At 69.3% G+C, this 25,249-nt stretch carries 29 protein-coding genes; 22 read left to right on the top strand and 7 right to left on the bottom strand.

What is annotated here, in order from left to right; all coding sequences use genetic code 11:
• A partial coding sequence (locus tag AC3WPZ_RS15675) for a transposase (protein WP_492440471.1) occupies positions 1–157 on the top strand: 157 nt, incomplete at its 5' end.
• A gap of 154 nt (positions 158–311) precedes the next feature.
• On the opposite strand, the gene AC3WPZ_RS15670 is transcribed toward AC3WPZ_RS15675, so the two are convergent.
• Positions 312–614 carry a Dabb family protein gene (locus tag AC3WPZ_RS15670; protein WP_382158596.1) on the bottom strand — a complete coding sequence of 101 codons (303 nt, stop codon included), beginning with the start codon at positions 612–614 and terminating at the stop codon, positions 312–314.
• Complete coding sequence (locus tag AC3WPZ_RS15665; RefSeq protein WP_492432198.1) at positions 611–1,465, bottom strand: intradiol ring-cleavage dioxygenase; 855 nt, start codon at positions 1,463–1,465, stop codon at positions 611–613. The genes AC3WPZ_RS15670 and AC3WPZ_RS15665 overlap by 4 nt, the downstream gene beginning before the upstream one ends.
• Before the next feature lie 103 nt (positions 1,466–1,568).
• On the opposite strand from AC3WPZ_RS15665, the gene AC3WPZ_RS15660 reads away from it, so the two are divergent.
• The 3 genes from AC3WPZ_RS15660 to AC3WPZ_RS15650 are packed head-to-tail and all read left to right on the top strand — an operon-like array spanning position 1,569 to position 3,548.
• Positions 1,569–2,498: a LysR family transcriptional regulator gene (locus AC3WPZ_RS15660; RefSeq protein ID WP_382158600.1), complete on the top strand. Its 930-nt coding sequence runs from the start codon at positions 1,569–1,571 to the stop codon at positions 2,496–2,498.
• 25 nt (positions 2,499–2,523) lie between these two features.
• Entirely contained in the window at positions 2,524–3,006 is a 483-nt protein-coding gene (locus AC3WPZ_RS15655) for a GNAT family N-acetyltransferase (protein ID WP_492440462.1), read from the top strand.
• 23 nt (positions 3,007–3,029) lie between these two features.
• Positions 3,030–3,548 (top strand): class IV adenylate cyclase, encoded by a 519-nt coding sequence (locus tag AC3WPZ_RS15650; RefSeq protein WP_492440460.1) that lies wholly within the window; start codon positions 3,030–3,032, stop codon positions 3,546–3,548.
• Between the two features lie 2 nt (positions 3,549–3,550).
• Here the strand turns inward: AC3WPZ_RS15650 and AC3WPZ_RS15645 are convergent, their stop codons facing one another.
• A complete protein-coding gene (locus AC3WPZ_RS15645; RefSeq protein ID WP_492432204.1) occupies positions 3,551–4,609 on the bottom strand; it encodes a maleylacetate reductase in 1,059 nt (352 codons plus the stop codon).
• 173 nt (positions 4,610–4,782) lie between these two features.
• Here AC3WPZ_RS15645 and AC3WPZ_RS15640 point away from each other — a divergent pair, with 173 nt between their 5' ends.
• Together AC3WPZ_RS15640 and AC3WPZ_RS15635 are read left to right on the top strand one after the other, a co-directional pair.
• On the top strand, positions 4,783–5,499 hold the full coding sequence (locus tag AC3WPZ_RS15640) for a 3-oxoacid CoA-transferase subunit A (protein WP_444686366.1): 717 nt from the start codon (positions 4,783–4,785) through the stop codon (positions 5,497–5,499).
• Positions 5,496–6,140: a 3-oxoacid CoA-transferase subunit B gene (locus AC3WPZ_RS15635; RefSeq protein WP_382326845.1), complete on the top strand. Its 645-nt coding sequence runs from the start codon at positions 5,496–5,498 to the stop codon at positions 6,138–6,140. The genes AC3WPZ_RS15640 and AC3WPZ_RS15635 overlap by 4 nt, the downstream gene beginning before the upstream one ends.
• 7 nt (positions 6,141–6,147) lie before the next feature.
• Here the strand turns inward: AC3WPZ_RS15635 and AC3WPZ_RS15630 are convergent, their stop codons facing one another.
• Positions 6,148–7,071 (bottom strand): LysR family transcriptional regulator, encoded by a 924-nt coding sequence (locus tag AC3WPZ_RS15630; RefSeq protein WP_382324293.1) that lies wholly within the window; start codon positions 7,069–7,071, stop codon positions 6,148–6,150.
• A gap of 131 nt (positions 7,072–7,202) precedes the next feature.
• Here AC3WPZ_RS15630 and AC3WPZ_RS15625 point away from each other — a divergent pair, with 131 nt between their 5' ends.
• Together AC3WPZ_RS15625 and AC3WPZ_RS15620 are read left to right on the top strand one after the other, a co-directional pair.
• Complete coding sequence (locus AC3WPZ_RS15625) at positions 7,203–8,195, top strand: tripartite tricarboxylate transporter substrate binding protein (RefSeq protein WP_492440458.1); 993 nt, start codon at positions 7,203–7,205, stop codon at positions 8,193–8,195.
• A gap of 2 nt (positions 8,196–8,197) precedes the next feature.
• Positions 8,198–9,835, top strand: coding sequence for an FAD-dependent oxidoreductase (locus AC3WPZ_RS15620; protein ID WP_492440456.1), 1,638 nt, complete (start codon positions 8,198–8,200; stop codon positions 9,833–9,835).
• Between the two features lie 10 nt (positions 9,836–9,845).
• Here the strand turns inward: AC3WPZ_RS15620 and AC3WPZ_RS15615 are convergent, their stop codons facing one another.
• Genes AC3WPZ_RS15615 through AC3WPZ_RS15605 form a run of 3 tightly spaced genes read right to left on the bottom strand, consistent with a single transcriptional unit; the run spans position 9,846 to position 13,005 of the window.
• Positions 9,846–10,682, bottom strand: coding sequence for a shikimate dehydrogenase family protein (locus tag AC3WPZ_RS15615; RefSeq protein WP_492440469.1), 837 nt, complete (start codon positions 10,680–10,682; stop codon positions 9,846–9,848).
• A gap of 2 nt (positions 10,683–10,684) precedes the next feature.
• Positions 10,685–11,989: an FAD-dependent oxidoreductase gene (locus AC3WPZ_RS15610; protein ID WP_382324287.1), complete on the bottom strand. Its 1,305-nt coding sequence runs from the start codon at positions 11,987–11,989 to the stop codon at positions 10,685–10,687.
• A 2-nt stretch (positions 11,990–11,991) separates the two neighbouring features.
• Positions 11,992–13,005: a Bug family tripartite tricarboxylate transporter substrate binding protein gene (locus tag AC3WPZ_RS15605; protein ID WP_444686362.1), complete on the bottom strand. Its 1,014-nt coding sequence runs from the start codon at positions 13,003–13,005 to the stop codon at positions 11,992–11,994.
• 115 nt (positions 13,006–13,120) lie between these two features.
• Here AC3WPZ_RS15605 and AC3WPZ_RS15600 point away from each other — a divergent pair, with 115 nt between their 5' ends.
• From AC3WPZ_RS15600 to AC3WPZ_RS15535, 14 genes are all read left to right on the top strand, one after another.
• Positions 13,121–14,044: a LysR family transcriptional regulator gene (locus AC3WPZ_RS15600; RefSeq protein WP_444686361.1), complete on the top strand. Its 924-nt coding sequence runs from the start codon at positions 13,121–13,123 to the stop codon at positions 14,042–14,044.
• Positions 14,045–14,135: 91 nt separating this feature from the next.
• Positions 14,136–15,149 (top strand): sulfate ABC transporter substrate-binding protein, encoded by a 1,014-nt coding sequence (locus AC3WPZ_RS15595; RefSeq protein ID WP_382324281.1) that lies wholly within the window; start codon positions 14,136–14,138, stop codon positions 15,147–15,149.
• A 57-nt stretch (positions 15,150–15,206) separates the two neighbouring features.
• Positions 15,207–15,791, top strand: a complete 585-nt coding sequence (ssuE, locus tag AC3WPZ_RS15590) for an NADPH-dependent FMN reductase (protein WP_444686360.1) — start codon at positions 15,207–15,209, stop codon at positions 15,789–15,791.
• Between the two features lie 123 nt (positions 15,792–15,914).
• Entirely contained in the window at positions 15,915–16,949 is a 1,035-nt protein-coding gene (locus AC3WPZ_RS15585; protein ID WP_382158630.1) for a sulfonate ABC transporter substrate-binding protein, read from the top strand.
• 142 nt (positions 16,950–17,091) lie between these two features.
• Positions 17,092–18,054 (top strand): sulfonate ABC transporter substrate-binding protein, encoded by a 963-nt coding sequence (locus tag AC3WPZ_RS15580; RefSeq protein WP_444687467.1) that lies wholly within the window; start codon positions 17,092–17,094, stop codon positions 18,052–18,054.
• A 14-nt stretch (positions 18,055–18,068) separates the two neighbouring features.
• Positions 18,069–19,334: an FMNH2-dependent alkanesulfonate monooxygenase gene (ssuD, locus tag AC3WPZ_RS15575; protein ID WP_444686359.1), complete on the top strand. Its 1,266-nt coding sequence runs from the start codon at positions 18,069–18,071 to the stop codon at positions 19,332–19,334.
• Positions 19,331–19,711, top strand: coding sequence for a VOC family protein (locus AC3WPZ_RS15570; protein WP_382324279.1), 381 nt, complete (start codon positions 19,331–19,333; stop codon positions 19,709–19,711). Before ssuD ends, AC3WPZ_RS15570 begins: the two co-directional genes overlap by 4 nt.
• The gene (ssuC, locus tag AC3WPZ_RS15565; protein ID WP_492440453.1) at positions 19,708–20,598 is read left to right on the top strand and encodes an aliphatic sulfonate ABC transporter permease SsuC; all 891 of its coding nucleotides are present in this window, start codon (positions 19,708–19,710) and stop codon (positions 20,596–20,598) included. The genes AC3WPZ_RS15570 and ssuC overlap by 4 nt, the downstream gene beginning before the upstream one ends.
• Positions 20,599–20,622: 24 nt before the next feature.
• Positions 20,623–21,585, top strand: a complete 963-nt coding sequence (locus tag AC3WPZ_RS15560) for an aliphatic sulfonate ABC transporter substrate-binding protein (protein WP_492440451.1) — start codon at positions 20,623–20,625, stop codon at positions 21,583–21,585.
• Positions 21,586–21,589: 4 nt separating this feature from the next.
• Positions 21,590–22,396, top strand: coding sequence for an ATP-binding cassette domain-containing protein (locus AC3WPZ_RS15555; RefSeq protein WP_492440449.1), 807 nt, complete (start codon positions 21,590–21,592; stop codon positions 22,394–22,396).
• Between the two features lie 37 nt (positions 22,397–22,433).
• Positions 22,434–22,649 (top strand): TOBE domain-containing protein, encoded by a 216-nt coding sequence (locus tag AC3WPZ_RS15550; protein ID WP_382158642.1) that lies wholly within the window; start codon positions 22,434–22,436, stop codon positions 22,647–22,649.
• A gap of 14 nt (positions 22,650–22,663) precedes the next feature.
• Entirely contained in the window at positions 22,664–23,704 is a 1,041-nt protein-coding gene (locus tag AC3WPZ_RS15545) for a methionine ABC transporter ATP-binding protein (protein ID WP_382158644.1), read from the top strand.
• 28 nt (positions 23,705–23,732) lie between these two features.
• Positions 23,733–24,374 (top strand): methionine ABC transporter permease, encoded by a 642-nt coding sequence (locus AC3WPZ_RS15540; protein ID WP_492440466.1) that lies wholly within the window; start codon positions 23,733–23,735, stop codon positions 24,372–24,374.
• A gap of 64 nt (positions 24,375–24,438) precedes the next feature.
• Positions 24,439–25,248 (top strand): MetQ/NlpA family ABC transporter substrate-binding protein, encoded by an 810-nt coding sequence (locus AC3WPZ_RS15535; RefSeq protein ID WP_492440447.1) that lies wholly within the window; start codon positions 24,439–24,441, stop codon positions 25,246–25,248.
• The last annotated feature ends 1 nt before the right edge of the window (position 25,249 follow it).

The raw sequence follows: 25,249 nt of genomic DNA, 5'->3' as shown, positions 1-25,249 counted from the left end.
GGTCGAGCATCCGTTCCGGGTCATCAAGCGCCAGTTCGGCCATGTGAAAGTGCGTTATCGAGGGCTTGCCAAGAACACGGCGCAGTTGCACACGCTGTTCGCATTGAGCAACTTGTGGATGGTGCGTCGAACGCTTTTGCAAGAGGCCCGGGGATGAGTGCGCCCAAAGGGGCCCGAGAGGCCGCCGCTGAGTCGCAAACTGACCCTGAAATGGCCCGAATCGCGCCGCATCTCTCGCCATCTGAAACATCGCGCATCAGGGCCCATGGCGGCGAGCGTTGTGCAGACCTTCCCTAGGGGGTTGCGGTGATTCAAAGGGTTTCGAAGTCGACCTGGTGGCGCGCGGTGCGCACGCCCTCCAGTTCGTGGCGCACGCGGGTGTGCGCGGGGTGGTGGGCGTAGTCGTCGAGGGCCTGGCGCGACTCGAATTCGGCGTAGAGCACGGCGTCGCAGGCGTAGTCCACGCCGCTTTCGTCCAGGCCGATCTCCAGCCGCAGCAGGCCGGGGATCTGCTCGCGCAGGCCTTCGAAGGCGCGCTTGAGCCGCTGCGCGTTGTGCGCCTTGGCCACGGCGGTCTCGCCGTGCACGTTCCACATGACGATGTGTTTGATCATGTGGCGCGGGCGGCGGTGGCGGGCTGGGCCCGGTTGAGCACGAAGTCGAAGTCCAGCGTGTGGGTGCCGTCGGGCTGCCGCACCCAGTCGGCCACCAGGGATTGGCGCACGCCGAACACGACATCTGAGTCGAGGTACTCGCCACCGTCGCGGAACACGTGCGTCACCAGCGTTTCGTAGCCGGGCGCCTGGATCATGAAATGCAGGTGCGCCGGGCGCCAGGGGTGGCGGCCGGTGGCGCGCAGCATGTCGCCCACCGGGCCGTCGTCGGGAATCGGGTACGGCTCGGCCACCACGCTCTGGAAGTGGAAACGCCCGTCGGGGCCGCTGCGCAGCACGCCCCGGCCCTGGGCCTCGGGCAGGTCGGTGCGCTGCACGTCGTACATGCCATCGGCGTCGGCCTGCCACACGTCGATCACGGCATCGGCCACCGGCGCGCCGTCGAGCCCGCGCACGCTGCCGCGCACCAGGCAGGGCGTGCCGGCCGCGCCGTTGGCCACGTCGGCGCCATGCTCGTAGTGCGGCGCGCCTTCCACGTGGAAGGGCCCGAACACCGTGGCCTCGGTACAGCCGGCGGGCTTGTCGTTGTTCTGCGCCACCGTCAGCATGGACAGGCCGAGCACGTCCGAGAGCAGGATGAATTCCTGCCGCTGGTTGGTGCATTTGTGGCCGGTGGCGGTGAGAAAGTCGATGCCGGCCTTCCACTCGGCCTCGGTCAGCTTCACTTCGCGCGCGAAGGCGTGCAGGTGCTGCACCAGGCTGGTCATGATCTGTTTGAGGCGCGGGTCTGGCGTGTTCGCCATGCGCGCGAGCACCGCCTGGGTGATGTTGTACTGGTCGAGGTTTCTCAAGCGTGGTCTCCGGGAGTGCCGGCACAATGTACGGCCTTGGGAGACCCCGAAAAAGACCTGAGACAAAAATGACTTTTTCGTCAGGCGCAACAAAGAGGAGACCATGGACCGCTGGACCGAGATCGAACTGTTCGTGCAGGTGGCCGAGACCGGCAGCCTGAGCCGCGCGGCCGAGCTGCTCAATTTGTCCAACGCCAGCGCGAGCCGCCACCTGGCCGCGCTGGAGACGCGCCTGGGCGTGCGCCTGGTGGAGCGCAACACGCGCCGCCTCTACCTCACCGACACGGGGCAGGAGTTCTTCCAGCGCTCGCGCGCCATCCTGGCCGACCTGCGCGACGCCGAGTCCACCGTGAACGCGGCCGCGCTCAACCCCACCGGCGTGCTGCGCGTCACCGCCTCGCTCTCGTTCTCCATGCACCACATCGCGCCGCTGCTGCGCGAGTACACCGAGCGCTACCCCAACGTGTCGGTGCACGTGGAAGCGGCCAACCGCTACCTGGACATCATCGACAACAACATCGACGTGGCGATCCGCAACCGCGAATACGAGCCCGACTCCAACATCACCATCCGCCGGCTCGCGGGCACGCGGCGCATCCTCACGGCGTCGCCAGCCTACCTGTCGCGCCACGGCGTGCCGCGCACCATCGACGACCTGCACCGGCACAAGCTGCTGATCTACACGCACGCCAACAACCCCAACGAACTGCGCTTCACGCGCGGCGACGAGCAGCAGACCGTCAACGTGAAGGGCCTGCTGGAGAGCAACGACGGCCAGATCCTGCGCGCCGCCGCGCTCGACGGCATGGGCATCCTGGTCCAGCCCAGCTACATCGTCTACGACGACATCGTCGCCGGCCGCCTGGTGCCCATGCTCGACGACTGGGACCTGCCCCGCCTCACCGTCAACCTGGCCTACCCCAGCCGCAAGCACCTCAGCGCCAAGGTGCGCACCTTCATCGACTTCATGGCCGCGCACTTCGAGAAGATGGACTACGAGCGCAAGTGGACGGGCCGCTTCTCCGTCTACTGACCGTCTCGCAGAGCGCCATCGCACGATGAACATCCGCCCTTTCCAGCCCGGCGACGAAGCGGCCCTCTACCGCGTGCACCGCGAGGCCATCCACCGCGTGGCTTCGCGCGACTACACGCCCGAGCAGGTCCAGGCCTGGGCGCCGGACCGGCAGGACCCGGGGCCGTGGGCCATCAAGATGCGCCGCCTTCGGCCCTTCGTGGCCGAGGTCGATGGCGTGATCGCCGGCTACGCGGACCTGCAACCCAGCGGCTACATCGATCACTTCTTCGTGTCCGCCGACTTTCCTCGCCAGGGGGTGGGCCGCCGCCTCATGGAGCGCATTCACGAAGAGGCGGCCCGCCAGGGCATCACCGAACTCACGGCGGACGTCAGCCGAACCGCACAGCCCTTCTTCGCCCGCTTCGGGTTCGAGGTCGTGGAGCAGCGCTTTCCCGTGCGCGCGGGTGTCATCATCCCGAACGCGTTGATGCGCAAACTCCTTGCACCACCCCAGGCCGCGGCCTGACCACCCCGCCATCGCCCCCCACCATGCCGAGAAACGTCGAGATCAAAGCCCGCCTGGACAACTTCAGCGCCGTCGCCGCCAAGGCCGCCGCCATGGCCGACCACGGCCCCATCGCCATCGCGCAGGACGACACTTTCTTCCGCTGCGACAACGGCCGCCTCAAGCTGCGCGTGTTTTCAGAAACGGAAGGCGAGCTGATCTTCTACCGCCGCACCGACCGGCAAGGCCCCAAGGAATCGTTCTACGTGCGCTCACCCACCGCCAGCCCGGCCAGCCTGCGCGAGGCCCTCACGCTGGCGCACGGCGAGATCGGCCGCGTCATCAAGGACCGCACGCTGTACCTGCTGGGGCGCACCCGCATCCACCTCGACAAGGTGCAGGGCCTGGGCGACTTCCTCGAACTGGAGGTGGTGCTCGAAGACGGCGAACCGCTGGAAGCCGGCGTGCGCGAAGCGCACCGGCTGATGACCGACCTCGGCATCGCGCCCTCGCAGCTGGTGGGTGGGGCGTATGTGGATCTGCTGGCGCAGGGCCAGCGCTAGCCTCAGGAAGGCCGCGTGCCCTCGAACGCATCCTGCAGCAAGCGCCGGATTGCCCCCGCCTCCAGCGGCCTCGGGTTCGGGTACTGGTTGCTCATCGCGATCTCGCAGGCCTTGTCCAGGTCCTCGGCTTTCATGCCGATGTCCTTCAGCGCCACCGGCGCGCCGTTGGCCTTGGCGAGGTCGTGCACCGCCTGCGCCGCGCTCGCGCCGCCCAGGGCGCGGCGGATGCGTTCCATGGCTTGCGGGGCCGCCGCCGCGTTGTAGGCCAGGGCGTGCGGCAGCACGATGGTGTGCGTCTCGGCGTGCGGCAGGTTGAAGCTGCCGCCCAGGGTGTGGCAGAGCTTGTGGTGCAGGGCCATGCCCACCGCGCCGAGCACGGTGCCGCAGAGCCAGGCGCCGTACAGGGCGTCGGACCGCGCCTCGGCGTCCGCCGGCTGCGCGCGGATGCGCGGCAGCGCGCGGCCCAGCGCGGCGATGCCCTCTTCGGCCATGAGGTCGATGATGGGGTTGGCATCGGTCGCGTACAGGCCTTCGGCCGCGTGAGCGATGGCGTTGATGCCGCTGGTGACGCTCATTGCCACGGGCAGGCCCAGGGACAGCTCGGGGTCGTAGATCACCGTGCGCGGCAGCACGCGCGGGTCCTTGCCGGTTTTCTTCAGGCCGGCTTCGGTGATGCCGTAGATGGGCGTCATCTCCGAGCCCGCGTAGGTGGTGGGGATGGCGACAATGGGCAGGCCCGAGTCGAGCGCGATGGCCTTGCCCAGGCCGGTGGTGGAGCCGCCGCCGATGGCCACGGCGCAGTCCGCGCCCAGCTGGCGCGCCACCTCGCGGGCTTCGCGCGCGGTCTCGATCGGCACGTGCATCACCGCGCGGTCGAAGATGCCGGCGGCGCGCGCGCCGAGCAGTTCGGCCACGCGTTCGGCCGAGGCGCGTTGCTCGGGCGTGCTGAGCACCAGCGCGCGCGCCGCGCCCAGGGCGTCCATTTCGCGCGGCAGCTGGGCCAGCGAGCCGGCACCGAAGACCACGCGCGCCGGCAGGTTCTGGTAGACGAATGATTTCATGCCTTTTTTGTCCCTATCTTGATGCGTCGTTCCCCGCGATGATCGCAGCCTATCCGGGCTCGGGTGCCTTTCGGGTCACCTGAAAATCAGTTTTCCGCAGAGGGAAATGTGGACACGAAATGGCGGGCCTTTCGCTGACAAAATGCGCGGGCACCCCCTGAAGGAGAACTTCCGTGATCAACAAGATCGCCGCCTCGGTCGCCGAGGCGCTCACCGGCATCGAAGACGGCGCCACCGTGCTCATCGGTGGTTTCGGCACCGCCGGCATTCCCGGTGAACTCATCGACGGCCTGATCGACCAGGGCGCGCGCGAGCTCACCGTGGTCAACAACAACGCCGGCAACGGCGACACCGGCCTGGCCGCGCTGCTCAAGGCCGGGCGCGTGCGCAAGGTCATCTGCAGCTTCCCGCGCCAGGCCGACAGCCATGTGTTCGACGCGCTCTACCGCAGCGGCCAGCTCGAACTCGAGCTGGTGCCGCAAGGCAACCTGGCCGAGCGCCTGCGCGCCGCCGGCGCCGGCATCGGCGCCTTCTTCACGCCCACCGGCTTCGGCACCGAACTCGCGAAGAACGCCGACGGCAGCGCGAAGGAAACGCGCGTGATCAACGGCAAGCCCTATGTGCTGGAGTACCCGATCTTCGGCGACGTGGCGCTCATCAAGGCCGAGCGCGGCGACCGCTGGGGCAACCTCACTTACCGCAAGGCCGCGCGCAACTTCGGCCCGGTGATGGCGACCGCCGCGAAGCGCACCATCGCCAGCGTCTACGGGATCGCCGAACTTGGCAGCTTCGACCCCGAAGCGGTGGTGACGCCCGGCATCCACGTGAGCGCCATCGTGCAGATCCCTCGCGTGGCCACGCAGGCCGGCGGTTTCAAGGAGGCCGCATGAGCTATACGAGAAGAACCAAAGACGAACTCGCGCGCCGCGTGGCGCAGGACATCCACGACGGCGCCTACGTGAACCTGGGCATCGGCCAGCCCACGCTGGTGGCCAACCACCTGCCCCCGGGCATCGAGGTGGTGCTGCACAGCGAGAACGGCATCCTGGGCATGGGCCCGGCGCCGGCCGCGGGCGAGGAAGACTACGACCTGATCAACGCCGGCAAGCAGCCGGTGACGCTGCTGCCCGGCGGCGTGTTCTTCCACCACGCCGACAGCTTCGCCATGATGCGTGGCGGCCACCTGGACATCTGCGTGCTCGGCGCCTTCCAGGTCTCGGCCACCGGCGACCTGGCCAACTGGAGCACCGGCGAAGCGGGCTCCATTCCGGCCGTGGGCGGCGCGATGGACCTGGCCATCGGCGCCAAGCAGACCTGGGTGATGATGGACCTGCTCACCAAGCAGGGCGCGAGCAAGGTGGTGGCGCAGTGCAGCTACCCGCTCACCGGCATCGGCTGCGTCAAGCGCATCTACAGCGACCTCGCCACGCTGGCGTGCACGCCGCAAGGTCTGAAGCTGATCGACAAGGTCGAGGGCCTGGACCACGCCGAACTCGAAAAGCTCGTGGGCCTGCCGATCGCGGCGGCCTGAACGTCCTTCAGCGCAGCGCGGCCTTGTGCAACGGCAGGGGCGCCGCGCGCAGGGCCTCCAGCTGCTCGCGCGCGATCTGCAGGAACGCGGTGCCCAGGCGCGAGAGCGGGCGGTGTCGGTTGCGCACCGCGAAGATCGGAAACGTGGGTGAACCTGGCAGCGCCGTGAACACCAGGCCTTCGGGCCGGTGGGCGCGGGCCGAGAGGTCGTCCACGAAGGCCACGGCCGCGCCGGTGGCCGCCACCGAACACGCGGCCAGGCCCGAGCGCACCTCGGCCGCCACGTTGCGCGCCACGCCGTGCGATTCGATCCAGTGGTCGATCACCGCGCTTTGCGGTGCCTCCGGGCTGTAGACCACGAGGCGGCCGGCCAGCACCTCGGCCAACGACGGCTTGGCCCTCTTCAGCAGCGCATGGTCGGCGGGCAAGGCGCATAGCAGCTCCCAGCGGCCGATCTCCTCGATGTCCAGCGCCGGGTGGTCCAGCGGCGCGCTGGAGATGGCCACGTCGGCCTCCTCCGTCACCAGCAGCTTGACGATCTCGCGCGTGGGCAGCGACTCGAACAGCACGCGCGCGGTGGTGGCCTGGCCGACCAGCGCGGCGATGCAGCGCGGCACCAGCTGCAGCGCGGTGTTGGCGCTGGAGAGCACGCGCAGCGTGGTGCGCGTGCCGAAGCGCAGGTGGGCCGCCACGTCGCGCACGTGCTGCACGCCCCGGTAGACCTTCTCGATTTCCTCCTGCAGCTCGCGCGCCTCGGCCGTGGGCACCAGCCGGCCGCTGCGGCGCTCGAACAGGGCCACGCCCAGCTGCAGTTCCAGGTGGCGCACCAGGCGGCTGATGCCCGGCTGCGAGACGTGCAGCAGCCGCGCGGCCTCGGTGGTGGAGCCGGTGGTCATGACGGCGCGGAACACCTCGATCTGACGCAGGTTCATGGGCCGCATTGTCGCCCACGCATAACCCCGTGTTATTCAGAACTGGCGGAAAAGTATTGGATCGTATGGAGCGGCCCTCCTAGCATCCCCCCACTCGGCCCGAACACCGGGATTCATTCAGGAGACAAGACATGTTCAAGCTTCACCGGCGCGCCCTGGCGCGCACCGCCCTCGCCACCGCGCTGTGCTCGACCGCCCTGCTGGCCCAGGCCCAGGCACCAGCGGCCTGGCCCAGCAAGCCCGTCACCCTCACCGTGGGCTTCGCCGCCGGCGGCTCGGCCGACATCCTGGCGCGCGCCATCTCGCAGAAACTCACCGGCGCGCTCGGCCAGCCCGTGGTGGTGGACAACAAGCCCGGCGCGGGCGGCACCATCGCCGCCGCCGCGGTGGCCTCGGCCACGCCCGACGGCCACACCCTGCTGCTGGTGACCAGCGGCCACGCCGGCAGCGGCGCGCTCTACCCCACGCTGCGCTACGACCCGATCAAGGCCTTCACCCCGGTGATCAAGCTCGCGGCCACGCCGGTGGTGGTGGTGGCCCCGGCCGCCCAGCCCTGGAAATCGCTCAGCGAACTGCTCGACGCCGCGCGCAAGGCGCCCGGCACGCTGAACTACGCCGCCGGCGGCGGTGGCGCGACCACCACCGCGCTGGCGGCCGAGTTCCTGAAGAAGGACACCGGCACCGACATGGTCCAGGTGCCCTACCGAGGCTCGGGCCCGGCGCTCACCGCGCTGCTCTCGGGCGAGGTGCAGGTCGGCTTCGAGATCCCCTCCAGCGCCCTGCCCCACATCCAGTCGGGCAAGCTGCGCGCGCTGGCCGTGACCACCCGCACCCGCAGCACCGCGCTGCCGGACGTGCCCACGGTGATCGAACAAGGCATCCGCGACTTCGAGGTGATCGGCTGGTTCGGCGTGCTGGCGCCGGCGGGCACCCCCGCCGCCATGGTGGAGCGCCTGAACCGCGAGCTCAACGCCGCGCTGCAACAGCCCGAGCTGCGCGAGCGCCTGAGCGGTCTGGGCCTGGAATCCGGCGGCGGCACGCCGGCCGAGTTCCAGAAACTGATCGGCTCGGACACGCAGCGCTACGGCGAAGCGATCCGCCGCATGGGCATCAAGGTGGAATGAGCATGGCGGTGGTGGCAGGCGGTTGGACAACGGAGGTCGCCATCGTCGGTGGTGGCCTGGGTGGGGTGTCGGCGGCGCTGGCCGCGCTGCGGCTGGGCCGGCGCGTGGTGCTGGTGGAGGCGCTGCAGTGGCTCGGCGGTCAACTCACGGCCCAGGCCGTGCCGCCCGACGAGTACCCCTGGATCGAATCGCTGCAGGCCTCGCAGAGCTACGCGCAGCTGCGCCGCGCCATCCGCGAGCACTACCGCCTGCACCTGCCCCTCACCCCCGAGGCCCGGCGCGCGCTGTGCCTCAACCCCGGTCAGGGCAATGTGAGCACCCTGTGTCACGAGCCCTGGGTGGCCGCGAAGGTGATCGACGAACTGCTCGCGCCCTGGGAACACGACGGCCGGTTGCGCGTGCTGCGCCAGCACCGCGTGCAACGCGCGCACAGCGAAGGCGACCGGCTCAGGGCGCTGGAATTGCGCGACCTGCGCACGGGCCGCGAGAGCGTGCTGCAGGCGCCGCTGTTCATCGACGCCACCGAAACCGGCGAGCTGCTGCAACAGGCCGGCGTGGAGCACGTGCTGGGCGCCGAGGCGCAGTCGGCCACGCAGGAGCCCCATGCCCTGGCGCAGGCCGACCCCATGGACCAGCAGGCCGTGACCTGGTGCTTCGCCATGGAGCACCGCCCGGGCGAGCACCACGTGATCGACCAACCCGAGGGCTACGAGCGCTTCCGCACCCTGCAGCTCGACTGCTGGCCCAACGCCCAGTACAGCTGGACGCTGTCGGACTTCGTCACCCACCAGCCGCGCACCCGCGCCCTGTTCGCGGGCGACACCGACGCGCCCGGCGTGTACGACCTCTGGCACGCGCGCCGCATCGCCTGGCGCGGCCACTTCCAGCCGGGGGCCTACGAGAGCGACATCACGCTGGCCAACTGGCCGCAGATGGACTATTGGGAGAAGCCGCTGATCGGTGTGTCCGAAGCCGAGGAACAACACGCGCTGCGGCAGGCCAGGCAGTTCAGCCTGGGCTTCTTCTACTGGATGCAGACCGAAGCCCCGCGCCACGACGGCGGCGTGGGCTACCCGGGCCTGCGCCTGCGCGGCGACGTGCTGGGCACCGAAGACGGCATGGCCCAGCAGGTCTACTGGCGCGAAGGCCGGCGCATCCAGGCCGAGTTCACCGTGCTCGAACAGCACATCGGCGTGGCCGCGCGGCCGGGGCAGGACGGCGCGGAGCGCTTCTTCGACAGCGTGGGCATCGGCGCCTACCGCATCGACCTGCACCCCAGCACGCGCGGGCGCAACACGGTGGACATCGACGCGTACCCGTTCCAGATCCCGCTGGGCGCCCTGCTGCCGCAGCGGGTGGACAACCTGCTGCCGGCCTGCAAGAACCTCGGCACCACGCGCGTCACCAACGGCGCCTACCGCGAACACGCCACCGAATGGAGCATCGGCGAAGCCGCCGGCTCGCTCGCCGCCTTCGCCTTGCAACGGGCCGAACCGCCACGCGCGGTGCGCGCCAAGCCGGAGCTGCTGCAGGACTTCCAGCGGCTGCTGCAAGCGCAAGGTGTGCTGCTGGAGTGGCCGCGCTTCGGCGCCCTCACCCCGCTGCTGCGCACCGGCTACCAGCACGCCGCCCGCGCGTGAGCGGCGGTCCTCAGTAGGCCAGCCGCGCGGTCGCGCGCAGCTGGTCCGCCGTCGCCGTGGGCAGGCCGAAGAATTCCAGGTAGGCCGGGATCTGCTCGAACAGCATGTCGGTGCCGATCTGCACCGGGCAGCCCCGGGCCCGCGCGGCCTGCAGCAGCGGCGTCATCTCGGCTTTCATCACCACCTCGCCCACCAGCGTGTCGGGCGAGAGGCGGTCCACGTCCAGCGGCAAGGGGTCGCCCGCGTTCATGCCCAGCGGCGTGGCGTTGACCACGAGGTCGAAGCCTTGGGGGTCCTTGTTGCCCACAAGCACCCGCAGCGCCGGGTGGTGCTGGCGCAAGCGATCGGCCAGGGCCTGGGCCGAGGCGGCGTTCGCGTCGAACAAGGCCAGCGTGGCCACGCCCGCGCCGGCCAGCGAGGCCGCGATGGCGCAGCCCACGCCGCCGCTGCCCACCACCAGCGCGCTCGCGCCCGCCAGCGGCAGCCCCTTGCGGCGCACGCCGCGCACGAAGCCTTCGCCGTCGAACATGTCGCCCACCAGGCGGCCGTCCTCGGTGCGTTTGACCGCGTTGCAGGAGCCCGCCACCTTCACGGCCACGCTGGCCTCGTCCAGCAGCGCCAGGGTGGCGACCTTGTGCGGCATGGTGATGAGCGCGCCGCGCGTGTTCTCCAGCGCGAACAGGCCGCGCATCAGCACGCTGAAATACTCGGGCCGGCAGTCCATGGGCATCACCAGGGCGTTGATGCCGACTGCTTCGAAATGCGGGTTGTAGATCATCGGCGACTTGACCGTGTGGGTCGGGTGGCCGATGAGGGCGATCAGCTCGGTGCGGCCATCGATGCGCACGCTCAACCGCCCACCAGGGAACCCTGCGCGACCAGGCTGGCGCGCAGCGCCGCCGCGTCCACCGCGCGCACGTCGGGCGCGCCCTCGGCCTGGCAGGCCATGGCGGCGGCGGTGCCGGCCGCCTGGCCGACCGCCATCGAGATCGTCATCACGCGGATCGCGGCCAGCGCCGCGTGCGTGGCCGAGATGCCCCGCCCCGCCACCAGCGCGTTCGACAGGCCGGTGGGGATCAGGCTGCGGTAGGGAATCTGGTACGCGTGGTCTTCGCCCAGGCCCGAATAGATCAGCTCGCCGCCGGCGGCGGGGTGGATGTCGATCGGGTAGGCGCCACAGGCGATGCCGTCGGCGAAGCTCGTGGGCTGCAGCAGCTCCTCGGCCGTGAGCACGTGGTCGCCCTGCACGCGCCGCGTCTCGCGGATGCCGACCTGGGTGGCGAAGGCCTGCAGGCGGCCGCCTTCGCAGCCGGGCACGGCACGGCGCAGGTAGGCCGCGGCCTTCCAGGCCTGGCGGCGGCCGTCGATCTCGGCGCGGCTGAGCGCGCTGGCGTCGGTGGCGTCGATGCCCAGGCGGCTGATGTTGAACCAGCCGTCGTGGGAGTAAGGGTCGCGCGACGAGTGCAGCGCGGCCCGCGCCAGCTCGCCGCTTTCATAACCCTGGCGCGCCAGGGCCTGCACCTCGGCCGGCGCCAGCGCGTCGAAGCGCGCGAAGTCGATCGGGCCGAAGCGGAACATCATGGTGGCCGGCTGCAGGGCATCGCCCGCGTCCAGCTCCAGGAAGTCCGCGCCCGCGCGGTGCAGCACGTCGATGTCGCCCGAGGTGTCGATCACCACGCGCGGGTTCACCTCGATCACGCCGCTCTTGGTGAGCAGGCGCACGGCCTGGATGCGATCGCCCTCGCGCACCACGTCGCACACCTGGGCGTGCAGCATGGGCTGCACGCCGGCTTCGGTCACGAGGTCGTCGAGCACCAGCTTGAGCACCTCGGGCGCGTACTCCACGCGGTCCATGCGGTGGCCGGTGGACATCACGAAGACCTCGTGCTCGCCGGCCGCCTGGTAGGCGCGCAGCCGCTCCACCACCTCGCTGGCCAGCCCGGCGATCACGCGGCGGCCGTTCTCGGTCTGCCAGCTGTTGAACTGGGCCACCGCCCCGCCGGTGGCGTTGCCGCCCAGGAAGCCGTAGCGCTCCACCAGCAGCACCGAAGCGCCCTGGCGCGCCGCGGCCACGGCCGCCATGGTGCCGGCGACACCGCCGCCGCACACCAGCACATCCACCGTCATCGGTGCCCGTCCGTTGGCAGGGCTCACGTTCACTCCGCCTTGATGCCACGCGCCTTGATCACGGCGGCGTAGCGCTCGGTCTCGGCCTTCATGAACTTCACGGTCTCCGCGCGGCTCTGGCTCACCGGCGACACGGCCAGCGTGGCGAAGCGGCTCTTCACCGCGTCCGAGGCCAGCGCCTGGGCCAGCAGCTTCTCGAGCTTGGCCAAGCCGTCGGCGGGGATCGAGTCCTTGGGCGCGAACAGCGCGGCCCAGCCCTGCACTTCCAGGCTGGGCTGGTTGAGCGAGCGGAAGGTGGGCACGCCCGGCAGCTCCGGCACTTCCTTCGGCGAGGACACGGCCAGCGCGCGCAGGCGGCCCGAGCGGATGTTCGCGATCACGCTGGGCAGGTTCAGGAAGCCCAGCGAGACCAGGCCGCCCATCAGGTCGGGCATGAGCGCGCTCTCACCCTTGTAGGGCACGGGGGTGATCGTGGTGCCGGTCTGGCTGGCGAAGATTTCCGAAGCCAGGTGGGCCAGCGTGCCGTTGCCGCTGTTGCCCGCCATGAGCTGGCCGGGCTTGGCCTTCGCTTCGGCGACCACGTCGGCGAAGCTCTTGAGCGGCGAGTTGGCCGGCACCACCAGCACCAGCGGCTGGGCCGAGACCATGCCCACGGCGTCGAAATCGCGCGCCACGTCGTAGCCGATGTTGGGGATCAGCGAGGGATTGATCACCATGCTGTTGCTGCCCATCAGCAGGGTGTGGCCGTCCTTGCTCTGCGCGGCGGCGTTCACGCCCACGGCGCTGCCCGCGCCGGGTTTGTTCTCCACGATCACGCCCTGGCCCAGCTGGGCGGCGAACAGCTCGGCCAGCACGCGCGCCGAGCTGTCGGCACCGCCACCGGGGGCGAAGGGCACGATGATGCGCACGGGGCGCGAAGGCCAGGCCGACTGCGCGAGCACGCCCTGTGGCCAGACGGCGGCGGCACAGCCCAGGGCCGCGGCGCCCGAGAGCAGCGTGCGGCGGCGGACGAGGGGCGAGGAAGAAGCGGAAGGCGAGGTCATGTATTGTCTCCAGGATCGGTGTCGGAAGCCGGCATCGTAGAAACGGACCCCCTAACAGGCAAATACCAATTCGATGGCATGCAATAACATGCTGTTATCGCTTGGAAGGAAGGCCATGAACCTGCGACAGATTGAGGTGTTCCGCGCCACCATGTTGACCGGATCGACCGCCGACGCGGCCCGGCTGCTGCATGTCTCGCAACCCGGCATCAGCCGCATGATCGGCCACATCGAACTCCAGTTGGGCGTGAGCCTGTTCGAGCGCGGCAAGGGCCGGCTCAAGCCCACGCCCGAGGCCCACGCGCTGTACGCCGAGGTGGAGCAGGTCTACCGGGGCGTGCAGCGCATCGACGCGCGAGCCCAGGCCCTGAAGTCCGGCGGCGGGCTGGCCGTGCGCGTGCTGGCCACGCCCAGCCTGCTGCTGGAAATCATTCCCGAGGCGGTGTCCTCGCTCTCGGCCCGCTACCCGGACTCGCGCTTCTATGTGGAATCGCAGCTGGTGCGCGAGATGGTGCGCCTGCTCTCCATCGGCGAGGCCGACGTGGGCTTCAGCAGCCTGCCCATCGACCACCCGCCCCTGGTCACCGAAGCCATCGGTTCGTGGTCGCTCAGTTGCGTGTTCCAGAAAGGCCACCGCTTCGAGCAGGAAAGCGCGGTCTCGCTGCGCGAGATCGTGAAGGAGCCGCTGATCGCCTTCAGCCCCGACACGCCGCAGGGCCGCATGGTGGCCCAGGCCTACCCGCGCGCCATCGACCCGGGCCGCCAGCGCATCGAGGTGCGCTCGGGCCAGGTGGCCTGCGCGCTGGCGGCGGCCGGCGCGGGCGTGGCGGTGGTCGACAGCCTGACCGCTCGCGCCTGGCCGCACGACCGGCTGGCCTTCCGCCCGGTGCGCAAGGCGCCGTCGACCCAGGTCTTCATGGTGCGCAACCCCCACTTCCCGGCCTCCACGCTGGAGCAGGCCCTGGTCGAGCGCGTCCGCCAGGGCTTTCGCGCGCTCCGGCGCGGCCCGGCGGAAGGAAAAACCGGCTCAGATGTTTAAGTAATAAACAACCAAAAAACCATTCGTTCCTTATCCGTGGCTTTGAAAGGATCATCCGGCATCCCTTCAACGCATCCCCATGAGGAACGACATGACCACCCGCCGCCAACTGATCCAGGCCTTCGCCGCCACCGCCCTCACCGCCAGCGCGCTTTCCGCCGTGGCCCAGCCGGCGCCGGTGACGCTGCTCAACGTGTCGTACGACCCGACGCGCGAGCTCTACGTCGAGTACAACGCCGCCTTCGCCAAGGCCTGGAAGGCCAAGACCGGTCAGGACGTGACCATCAAGCAAAGCCACGGCGGCTCGGGCAAGCAGGCCCGCTCCATCATCGACGGCTTGGACGCCGACGTCGCCACCCTGGCCCTGGCCGGTGACACCGACGCCCTGCACGACAACGGCAACTGGATCCCCAAGGACTGGCAGAAGCGCCTGCCGCTCAACAGCTCGCCCTACACCTCCACCATCGTGCTGGTGACCCGCGCGGGCAACCCCAAGAACATCAAGGACTGGGACGACCTGATCCGCCCCGACGTCAAGGTCATCACCCCCAACCCCAAGACCTCCGGCGGCGCGCGCTGGAACTACCTGGCCGCCTGGGAATTCGCCAAGCGCAAGTACGGCAGCGACGACAAGGCCAAGGAGTTCGTGGGCAAGCTGTACGCCAACGTGCCCGTGCTCGACACCGGCGCGCGCGGCTCGTCCATCACCTTCGCGCAGCGCAACCAGGGCGACGTGTTCATCTCCTGGGAAAACGAGGCCTACCTGCTGGAGAAGGAATTCGGCAACAAGGTGGACTTCGTCTACCCCTCGCTGTCCATCCTGGCCGAGCCCGCCGTGACGGTCGTGGACAAGAACGTGGACAAGAAGGGCACGCGCGCCGTGGCCCAGGCCTACCTGGAGTTCCTGTACACCGAAGAGGCGCAGGACATCATCGGCAAGCACTTCTACCGCCCGACCTCGGCCAAGGCCCAGGCCAAGTACGCCAAGCAGCTGCCCAAGCTCAACCTGTTCAAGATCGAAGACGCCTTCGGCGGCTGGGACAAAGCGGCCAAGGTGCACTTCGCCGACGGTGGCAGCTTCGACCAGATCTACACCAAGAAGTAAGAAGAAGCCTTCGCGCTGCCACCCACAAGAACGAACGACCCTTCAGGGAAACACACCGTGTCCATTCTCTTGATCGCAGGCAGCCCGTCCGAGCACTCGCGCTCGGCGGCGCTGCTCGATGCGGTGTCCCAACGGCTGGGCCTGCGCCACGCGCTGATCGAACGCCTGCACATCCGGGACCTGTCTCCCCAGGCCCTGCTGCTGGCGGACGTGGGCCACAAGTCCATCCGGTCCGCGCTGAGCCAGGTGGAGACCGCGCGCGCCGTGGTCGTGGCCACCCCGGTCTACAAGGCCGCCTACAGCGGCGTGCTCAAGGTCTTCCTGGACCTGCTGCCGCAATCCGCCCTCAAGGGCAAGGTGGTGCTGCCGCTGGCCACCGGCGGCAGCCCGCACCACATGCTCGCGCTCGACTACGCGCTGCGCCCCGTGCTGCAGTCGCTCGCCGCGCGGCACATCCTCCCCGGGGTCTACGCCACCGATGCGCAGATCCCGAAGGACACCGAAGGCCAGTACCACGTCGGCACCGAAATCGGTGACCGGCTGGACGACGCCGTGAACACCCTCCTCCACGAAGGCCTGCGAATGCCGGTCACGGCCGGGTTCGCGCCCGTGCCGTTCGCCCAGGTGCGATGTAGCGTCTGAGCCGCCGCGAGCCGGGACCACCCGGCCGATCTCGCCCGCATCCCCATTCGTTTTTTTCAGCCACCGCGCGGATGGCCTGGACGGCCGTTGCCTGCGCCTTCGTCACAGACAGAGGAATTGATCATGAGTGAACTGTTTCAACACCACCCCGAGGCCGGCGTGCCGGTCGAGCCCACGCGTTTCAGCCGCCTGAAGCAATGGGCCATCGGCTTCCTGGTCTTCGTCATCGCCGCCTTCGGCCTGGCCCTGCTGTTGCTGCCGGTGCCCGAAGCGAAAGCGCAGACCAAGGGCGAGCTGCGCATCGGCTACCAGAAGTCGGCCAGCCTGTTCGTGCTGCAGAAGGCGCAAGGCACGCTGGAGAAGAAGCTCGCCCCGCTGGGCTTCGGCGTGAAGTGGGTCGAGTTCCCGGCCGGCCCGCAGCTGCTCGAAGGCCTCAACGTCGGCGCGGTGGACGTGGGCTACGTGGGTGAAGCCCCGCCCATCTTCGCGCAGGCCGCCGGCGCGCAGTTCGTCTACTTCGGTTATGACCCGGCCGCGCCGCGCGCCGAAGCCATCCTCGTCACCAAGGACTCGCCCATCAAGTCGGTCGCCGACCTCAAGGGCAAGAAAGTCGCGCTCAACAAGGGCAGCAACGTGCACTACCTGCTGGTGAAGCAGCTGGAAAAACACGGCCTGAAGATCACCGACATCACGCCGGTCTACCTGGCCCCGGCCGACGGCCGCGCCGCCTTCGAAAGCAAGAACGTGGACGCCTGGGTGATCTGGGACCCATTCCAGGCCGCCGCCGAAAAAGCCACCGGCGCCCGCGTGCTGGCCGACGGCACGGGCAACGTGGTCAACAACTACCAGTACTACCTGGGCGCGCGCAACTTCGTCAGCAAGAACCCCAAGGTGATCGAAGCCCTGTTCGAGGACTCCGTGGCGCAAGGCATCTGGCTCAAGAAGAACCTGCGCCAGGCCGCCGAACTCATCGCGCCACTGCAAGGCCTGCCGGTCGAAGTGGTCGAACTCGCGCTGCAGCGCTACGAGTTCAACGTCAAGCCGATCACGCCCGCCGTGGCCGCCGACCAGCAAAAGATCGCCGACACCTTCTTCGAACTCAAGCTGATCCCCAAGGCGATCAAGGTCAACGAAGCCGTCGTCGTCGCCCAGCCCTGAGACCTGCGCCATGTCCAAGCCCTTCAGTGCGGCCGACCTGCGCCGCCACATCGCCCAGCTGCTGGCCGTCACCGCGGCCTCCTGGAGCATCGCCGCCGCGAAAGCGCGCAGCGTCCTGACCCCTTCAACGAACACCACCGCCATGACCTTCGATGTCTCCAACCGCCGCCGCTTCGTCCTCTCGGGCGTGGGCGCCGCCGCCCTCGCCTCGCTGCCCAGCCTGCCCGCGCAGGCCCAGCAGACCAACCGCGTGTTCCGCGTCGGCCACCAGAAAGGTTTCCTGAGCCTGCTCAAAGGCCGGGGCACGCTGGAACAGCGTCTCGCCCCCCTGGGCGTGAAGATCAGCTGGACCGAATTCACCGCCGGCCCGGTGCAGCTCGAAGCGCTCAACGTCGGCTCGATCGACTTCGGCGACGTGGGCGAAGCCCCGCCCATCTTCGCGCAGGCCGCCGGCGCGCCGCTCGCCTACGTGGCCGCCACCGTGCCGCGCCCCGCCACCGAAGCCGTGCTCGTGCCCAAGGACTCGCCCATCAAGAGCGTGGCCGACCTCAAGGGCAAGAAGGTCGCCTACAACAAGGGCTCCAACGTGCACTACTTCCTGGTCAAGCTGCTGGAGAAGAACGGCCTGAAGTACGACGACGTGCAGTCCGTCTTCCTGCCGCCGGCCGATGCACGCGCCGCCTTCGAGAAAGGCGCGGTGGATGCCTGGGTGATCTGGGACCCGTTCCTGGCCGCCGCCGAGGTGGGCCTGAACGGCCGCATCCTGGCCGACGCCACCGGCGTGGTGAACAACCGCGCCTACTACTTCTCCACGCTGGACTACGCGGCGAAGAACGCCGACGTGATCAAGATCGTGATCGAGGAGATCAACAAGCTCGACCAGTGGGGCAGCGCCAACCGCGACGCGCTGGCCGCCGAGTTCGCGCCGCTGTGGGGCCTGCCCAAGCCGGTGGTGGACCGCTCCGTGACCCGCCAGGTCTACGGCACCGGCCCGATCACCAAGGCCATCCTGCAGGAACAGCAGGTCATCGCCGACACCTTCTTCAACCTCAAGCTGATCCCGAAAAAGATCAACGTGCTCGAGGCTGCGGTCAACGCAAGTTAAGGAGCAACACGGTCATGGGTCTCAACATCTTCTGGTTCATCCCCACCCACGGCGACAGCCGTTACCTCGGCACGGCGCAGGGCGGGCGGCAGCTCAACCACGACTACCTCAAGCAGGTGGCACAGGCGGCGGACAGCCTGGGCTACGAAGGCGTGTTGATTCCCACCGGCCGTTCCTGCGAAGACCCCTGGGTCGTCGCCGCCAGCCTGCTGCCGGTGACGCAGCGGCTGAAATTCCTGGTGGCCGTGCGCCCCGGCCTGCACCAGCCGGCGCTGGCCGCGCGCATGGCCGCCAGCTTCGACCGCCTCTCCAACGGCCGCCTGCTCATCAACCTCGTCACCGGCGGCGACCGCGCCGAGCTCGAAGGCGACGGCGTGTTCCTGGACCACGCGCAGCGCTACGAGCAGTCGGCCGAGTTCATCCGCATCTGGCGCGAGATCCTCACGCGCAGCCACGAAGGCGAGACCTTCGACTACGACGGCCAGCACCTGCAGGTCAAAGGCGCCAAGCTGTTCTTCCCGCCGCTGCAGCACCCCCACCCGCCGGTGTACTTCGGCGGTTCCTCGGAAGCCGCGCACGAACTCGCGGGCGAACAGGTGGACACCTACCTCACCTGGGGCGAGCCGCCGGCCGAGGTGGCGAAGAAGGTGGCCGACGTGCGCGCCCGCGCCGCGAAGCACGGCCGCACGGTGAAGTTCGGCATCCGCCTGCACGTGATCGTGCGCGAGACCGACGCCGAGGCCTGGGCCGCCGCCGATGCGCTCATCAGCAAGCTCGACGACGACGTGGTGAACCGCGCGCAGGCCGCGTTCGCCAAGATGGATTCCGAAGGCCAGCGCCGCATGGCCGCATTGCATGCCGGTGGGGCCAAGCGCACCCGCGCCGACCTGGAGATCAGCCCCAACCTGTGGGCCGGCGTGGGCCTGGTGCGAGGCGGTGCCGGCACCGCCCTGGTGGGCGACCCCGAGACCGTGGCCGCGCGCATCCAGGAGTACGCCGAGTTGGGCCTGGAGAACTTCATCTTCTCGGGCTACCCGCACCTCGAAGAAGCCTACCGCTTCGCCGAACTCGTGTTCCCGCTGCTGCCGCGCAAGCTGCGCGAGAAGCTGCCCGGCCCCGCGCTCACCGGCCCGTTCGGCGAAACCGTGGCCAACGTATTCGTTCCCACCCCTGCGGCGCTGCGCGCCACCCCCTCCAGGGGGCAACACCAGCGGCCCGGCGAAGCCGGTTCCGCGGTGTCTCTGGAAGAGACCTCTGCAAGCGTCACGGAGTTGCCATGACCATCCATTCCATCCACCACGTGCAGCTTGGCTTCCCCGCCGGCCAGCAGTCGCTGGTGCGGCACTTCTACGGCGAGCTGCTGGGCTTGAAGGAATTCCGCCTGGGCGGCACCGGCAACGCGCTGCGCTTCTACGCCGCCTCGCAGCGTGTGGACCTCGTGCCCGTGCCGAACTGGGCCCCGCCGCCCTCGCCTTCGCGCCTGGCCTTCGAAGTGCAGAACCTGCCCGGCTTTCGCGCCAAGCTGCTCGACGCCGGGCTGGAGCTGGACGAAACCCGCCCGCTGCCCGGCCACCTGCGCTTCTTCGTCAACGACCCCGCGGGCAACCCGCTGGAGTTCCTCGAACCCGACCATTCGCCACAAGGGAGCGCCGCATGACGCAGGCCAACGCCCAAACCCTCCGCGAGGCCCCGGTGACGCCGGTGCCCGACACCATCGACGCGCCCGGCTGGGGCCTGCTGCCCGGCCGTGGCGCCGGTGCCTTCCTCGGCCCGCTGCTGCGCGGCCTCTGGCAGCGCTTCCTGCCCTGGCTGGTGCCGGTGCTGCTGGTGGTGCTGTGGCAGCTCTCGTCCTCGCTGGGCTGGTTGTCCACGCGCGTGCTGCCCGCGCCGCTGGACGTGGTCGCCGCGTTCTGGACACTGGCCGTCTCGGGCGAACTCTGGACCCATGTGAAGGTGAGCGCCGGCCGCGCCCTGATCGGCCTGGCCGTCGGCGGCGGCCTGGGCCTGGCGCTGGGCCTGCTCACCGGCTCGGTGCGCTTCTTCGAAACGCTGCTGGACTCCAGCATCCAGATGGTGCGCAACATCCCGGCGCTCGCGCTGATCCCGCTGGTGATCCTGTGGTTCGGCATCGACGAGGTGGCCAAGCTCTTCCTCATCGCAGTGGCCGTGTTCTTCCCGATCTACCTCAACACCTTCCACGGCATCCGCAACGTGGACCCGGGCCTGATCGAGATGGGCCGCACCTACGGCCTCTCGCGCTGGGGCCTGTACACCCAGATCATCCTGCCCGGCGCGCTGTCCTCCATCCTGGTCGGCCTGCGCTTCTCGCTCGGCCTGATGTGGGTGATCCTGATCGTGGCCGAGACCATCTCGGCGCAGGCCGGCATCGGCTACCTCACGATGAACGCCCGCGAGTTCCTGCAGACCGACATCGTGCTCGTCGGCATCCTGCTCTACGCCGCGCTCGGCAAGCTGGCCGACGTGTTCGCGCGCGGCCTGGAGCGCTATTGGCTGCGCTGGCACCCCGGTTACCAGAACCCCTGAACCCATCCAACGAGAACGACCACCATGACGCACTCCCTCTTCAACCGCCGCGCCGCGCTGGGCGCCCTGGGTTCCCTCGCCGCCGGTGCCGCCCTGGCCCAGGGCAACGCGCCGCGCGCCGTGCGCCTGGGTTATCAGAAATCGTCCACGCTGATCGCCGTGCTGCGCCTGCAGGGTACGCTGGAACAGCGCCTGGAGCCGCTGGGCGTCAAGCTCAGCTGGCACGAGTTCACCAGTGGCCTGCCGCTGCTCGAAGCGCTCAACCTCGACAACCTGGACTTCAGCGCCGACGTGGCCGACACCGTGCCGGTGTTCGCCCAGGCCGCGGGCGCCCAGCTCACCTTCGTGGCACAGGAAGCGCCTTCGCCTACCGCCCAGGCCATCGTGGTGCGCGCGGACTCGCCGCTCAGGAGCGTGGCCGAGCTCAAGGGCAAGCGCGTGGCCTTCGCCAAAGCCGCCGGCGCGCACTACCTGCTGATCGCCGCGCTGGAAAAAGCCGGCCTGTCCTTCGCTGACATCGAGCCCGCCTACCTCACGCCGGCCGATGGCCGCGCCGCCTTCGAGAAAGGCGCGGTGGACGCCTGGGTGGTCTGGGACCCGTTCCTCTCCGCCGCGCAGAAGCAGGCCGGCGCGCGCGTGCTCGCCGACGGCACGGGCCTGGCCTCGTACCAGCGCTACTACCTGGCCAGCACCCGCTTCGCCCAGGCCCGGCCCGACGTGCTCGGCGTGATCTACGCCGAGCTGGAGAAGACCGGCCGCTGGGTCAAGCAGAACCCCAAGGACGCCGCCGCCCTGCTCGCGCCCTTCTGGGGCCTGGACGCGGCCATCGTCGAACAAGCCAACGGCCGCCGCAGCTACGCGGTGCGCCCGGTCACGCCGCAGAACATCACCGAGCAGCAGAAGATCGCCGACGCCTTCCTGGCCGAGAAGCTGCTGCCGCGCCGCGTCAACGCGGTGGACGTGGCGCTGTTCAAGCCGCAGGGGTGAACGCATGAGCGAGAAGACCGACACCCACGGCGTGCGCGTGCAGCTGCGCCACCTGAGCAAGCGCTACGGCGCGCGCGAGGTGCTGCGCGACAACCAGCTCACCATCGAACCCGGCGAGTTCGTCGCCATCGTGGGCCGCAGCGGCTGCGGCAAGAGCACGCTGCTGCGCCTCATCGCCGGCCTGGAGCCGGCCAGCGGCGGCGAGCTGCTGCTCGACGGCAAGAACGTGGACGGCCTGCACGACGACACCCGCATCATGTTCCAGGACGCGCGCCTGCTGCCCTGGAAGCGCGTGGTCGACAACGTGGCCCTGGGCCTGCCCAAGGACCGCCGGGCCGACGCCGAGGCCGTGCTCGGCCAGGTGGGCCTGGGCGACCGCCTGAACGACTGGCCGGCCAAGCTCTCGGGCGGCCAGCGCCAGCGCGTCTCGCTGGCCCGCGCGCTGGTGCACCGGCCCCAGCTGCTGCTGCTCGACGAGCCGCTGGGCGCGCTCGACGCGCTCACCCGCATCGAGATGCACGAACTCATCGAAGGCCTGTGGAAACGCCACGGCTTCACCGCCCTGCTGGTCACGCACGACGTGCAGGAAGCCGTGGCCCTGGCCGACCGCGTGATCCTGATCGAGGACGGCGCCATCGCGCTCGACGAGCGCGTGCCGCTGGCCCGCCCGCGTTCGCGCGGCGATGCCACCTTCGCCGCGATCGAGAAACGCATCCTCGACCGCGTGCTGCAGGTGCCCGACAGCGCGCCGCCGTCGAACGACCCGATCTGGCCCGCCCAACCCGCCCACGCCCTGCGCTGGGCCGTCTGAATCTCTGCTCCCTCCACTTCAAACCAAGGAAAACACCATGTCCATCCAAGCCATCAACGTGCGCAACCAGTTCAAGGGCAAAGTCAAGGAAATCATCAAGGGCGATGTCGTCTCCGAAGTCGATGTCGAAACGCCCTGGGGCATCGTCACCTCCGTCATCACCACCCGCTCGGTGAACGACCTGGACCTGCAGATCGGCTCCGAGGTGGTCGCGCTCGTGAAGTCGACCGAAGTGTCGATCGCCAAGCTCTGAAGGCCGGCGCCGACGTGATCCTTCTCGACAACATCCACCAGACCTACCGCGGCCCGAAAGGGCCGGTGCACGCCCTGCGCGGCGTGGACCTGCAGATCCGCGGCGGTGAGGTCTTCGGCGTGATCGGGCGCAGCGGCGCGGGCAAGAGCTCGCTGGTGCGCACCATCAACCTGCTCAACCGGCCCAGCCAGGGCACGGTGACGGTCGCCGGCCGCTCCCTCACCACGCTGAACGCCGCCGGCCTGCGCGAAGCCCGGCGCGACATCGGCATGATCTTCCAGCACTTCAACCTGCTGACCTCGCGCACGGTATTCGACAACGTGGCGCTGCCGCTCGAACTCGCCGGCCTCTCGCGCCACCAGATCCGCGCGCGCGTGAACCCGCTGCTCGAACTCGTGGGCCTGGGCGCGCTGGCCGACCGCTACCCGGCCCAGATCAGCGGCGGGCAGAAACAGCGCGTGGGCATTGCCCGCGCCCTGGCCAGCCAGCCCAAGGTGCTGCTCTCGGACGAAGCCACCTCCGCGCTCGACCCCGAGACCACCCGCTCCATCCTCGCGCTGCTGCAGCAGATCAACCGCGAACTGGGCCTCACCATCGTGCTCATCACGCACCAGATGCAAGTGATCAAGCAGGTCGCCCACCGCCTCGCGGTGATGGAGGCCGGCCAGATCGTCGAACAGGGCGAGGCCCTGCAGGTCTTCAGCCACCCGGCGCACGAGGTCACGCGCAGCCTGCTCGACGACGTGGTGCCGCGCGAGCTGCCCGCCAACGTGCTCGAGCGCGTGCGCGGCCTGCTCGGCGTGCCGGGCCAGCCGCCGGCCAGCCTGCTGCGCCTGGTGTTCGCCGGCGTCGAGTCCGACCAGCCCCTGCTCTCCGACCTGGTGCGCCGCTTCGGGCTGGACCTGAACATCGTGCACGGCCAGATCGACGAGGTGCAGGGCCACCCCTTCGGCACGCTGGCCGTGCTCGCCAGCGGCGCGCGCGAGCAGCTCACCGCCGCCGTCGGCCACCTGCGCGGTGCCGGCGTGCAAGTGCAGGAGGTGGCCTGTGCTTGAACAACTGCAAACCTGGTTCCCGCCGGCCCTGCTCGACCTCTTCGTGCTCTCGTTCTGGGAGACGCTGGTGATGGTGGGCATCTCCGGCTTCGTGGGCGCGCTCATCGGCGTGCCGCTGGGCGTGCTGCTGCGCCTCACCGACCACGGCGGTGTGCTGCAGAACGCGGCCTTCAACCGCACCGTGGGCGGCATCGTCAACGCGGTGCGCTCCACGCCCTTCATCATCCTGCTGGTCGCGATCATTCCGTTCACGCGCCTCATCACCGGCTCGTCCATCGGCACGGCCGCTGCCGTGGTGCCGCTGACGATCGCCGCCGCGCCCTTCATCGCGCGCCTGGTGGAAACCTCGCTGCGCGAGGTGGACAGCGGCCTGATCGAAGCCGCGCAGGCCATGGGCGCCACCACCCCGCAGATCGTCTTCAAGGTGCTGCTGCCCGAGGCCTTCCCCGGCATCGTGGCGGGTTTCACCATCACCCTCGTGAGCCTCACCGGCTACTCGGCCATGGCCGGCGCCATTGGCGGCGGCGGCCTGGGCGACCTCGGCATCCGCTACGGCTACCAGCGCTTCCTGCCCGAGGTGATGCTGGCCGTGGTGCTGCTGCTCATCGTCTTCGTGCAGGCCGTGCAAAGCCTGGGCGACTGGCTGGTGCGCCGCCTGAGCCACAAGTAAGCCCACTCTTTCCGTTTCCTCCCCTACCCCTCACCACTTCAACTTCCCACAAGGACTTTTCATCATGACCAACAAGTTCAACAAACGGCAACTGCTGCAATCCACCCTGGCCCTCACGCTGGCCACCGCCTTCGCCGCGCCCGCGCTCGCGCAGGACAAGCCGCTCAAGATCGGCGTCACCGCCGGGCCGCACGCGCAGATCTTCGAGCAGGTGAAGAAGATCGCCGAGAAGGACGGCCTGAAGATCCAGATCGTCGAGTTCAGCGACTACGTGCAGCCCAACGCCGCGCTCGCCGCCGGCGACCTCGACGCCAACAGCTACCAGCACAAGCCCTACCTGGACAACCAGATCAAGGACCGCGGCTACAAATTCACCGCCGTCGGCTACACGGTGAACTTCCCCATCGGCATCTACAGCAAGAAGGTCAAGAGCCTGAAAGACCTGCCCGAAGGCGGCAAGGTCGGCATCCCGAACGACCCCACCAACGGCGGGCGCGTGCTGCTGGTGCTGCAGGACCAGGGCCTCATCAAGCTCAAGCCCGAAGCCGGCCTGAAGGCCACGCCGCTGGACGTGGTGAGCAACCCCAAGAAGCTCAAGTTCGTGGAGCTCGACGCCGCGCAACTGCCGCGCTCGCTCGATGACCTCGACGCCTCGGCCATCAACACCAACTACGCGCTCTCCGCCGGCCTGAACCCGGGCAAGGACGCCATCGCGCAGGAAAACGCCAAGAGCCCGTACGTGAACCTGATCGCCGTGCGCGAAGCCGACAAGGACAAGCCCTGGGTCGCCAAACTCGTGAAGGCCTACCAGTCGGCCGAGGTCAAGGCTTTCATCCAGACCGAGTTCAAGGGCTCCGTGCTCGCCGGGTTCTGAC

It is taken from the genome of Hydrogenophaga sp. FW305-3-2-15-A-LB1 (assembly GCF_058787875.1).
This window is presented reverse-complemented; position numbering and strand designations above follow the sequence as displayed.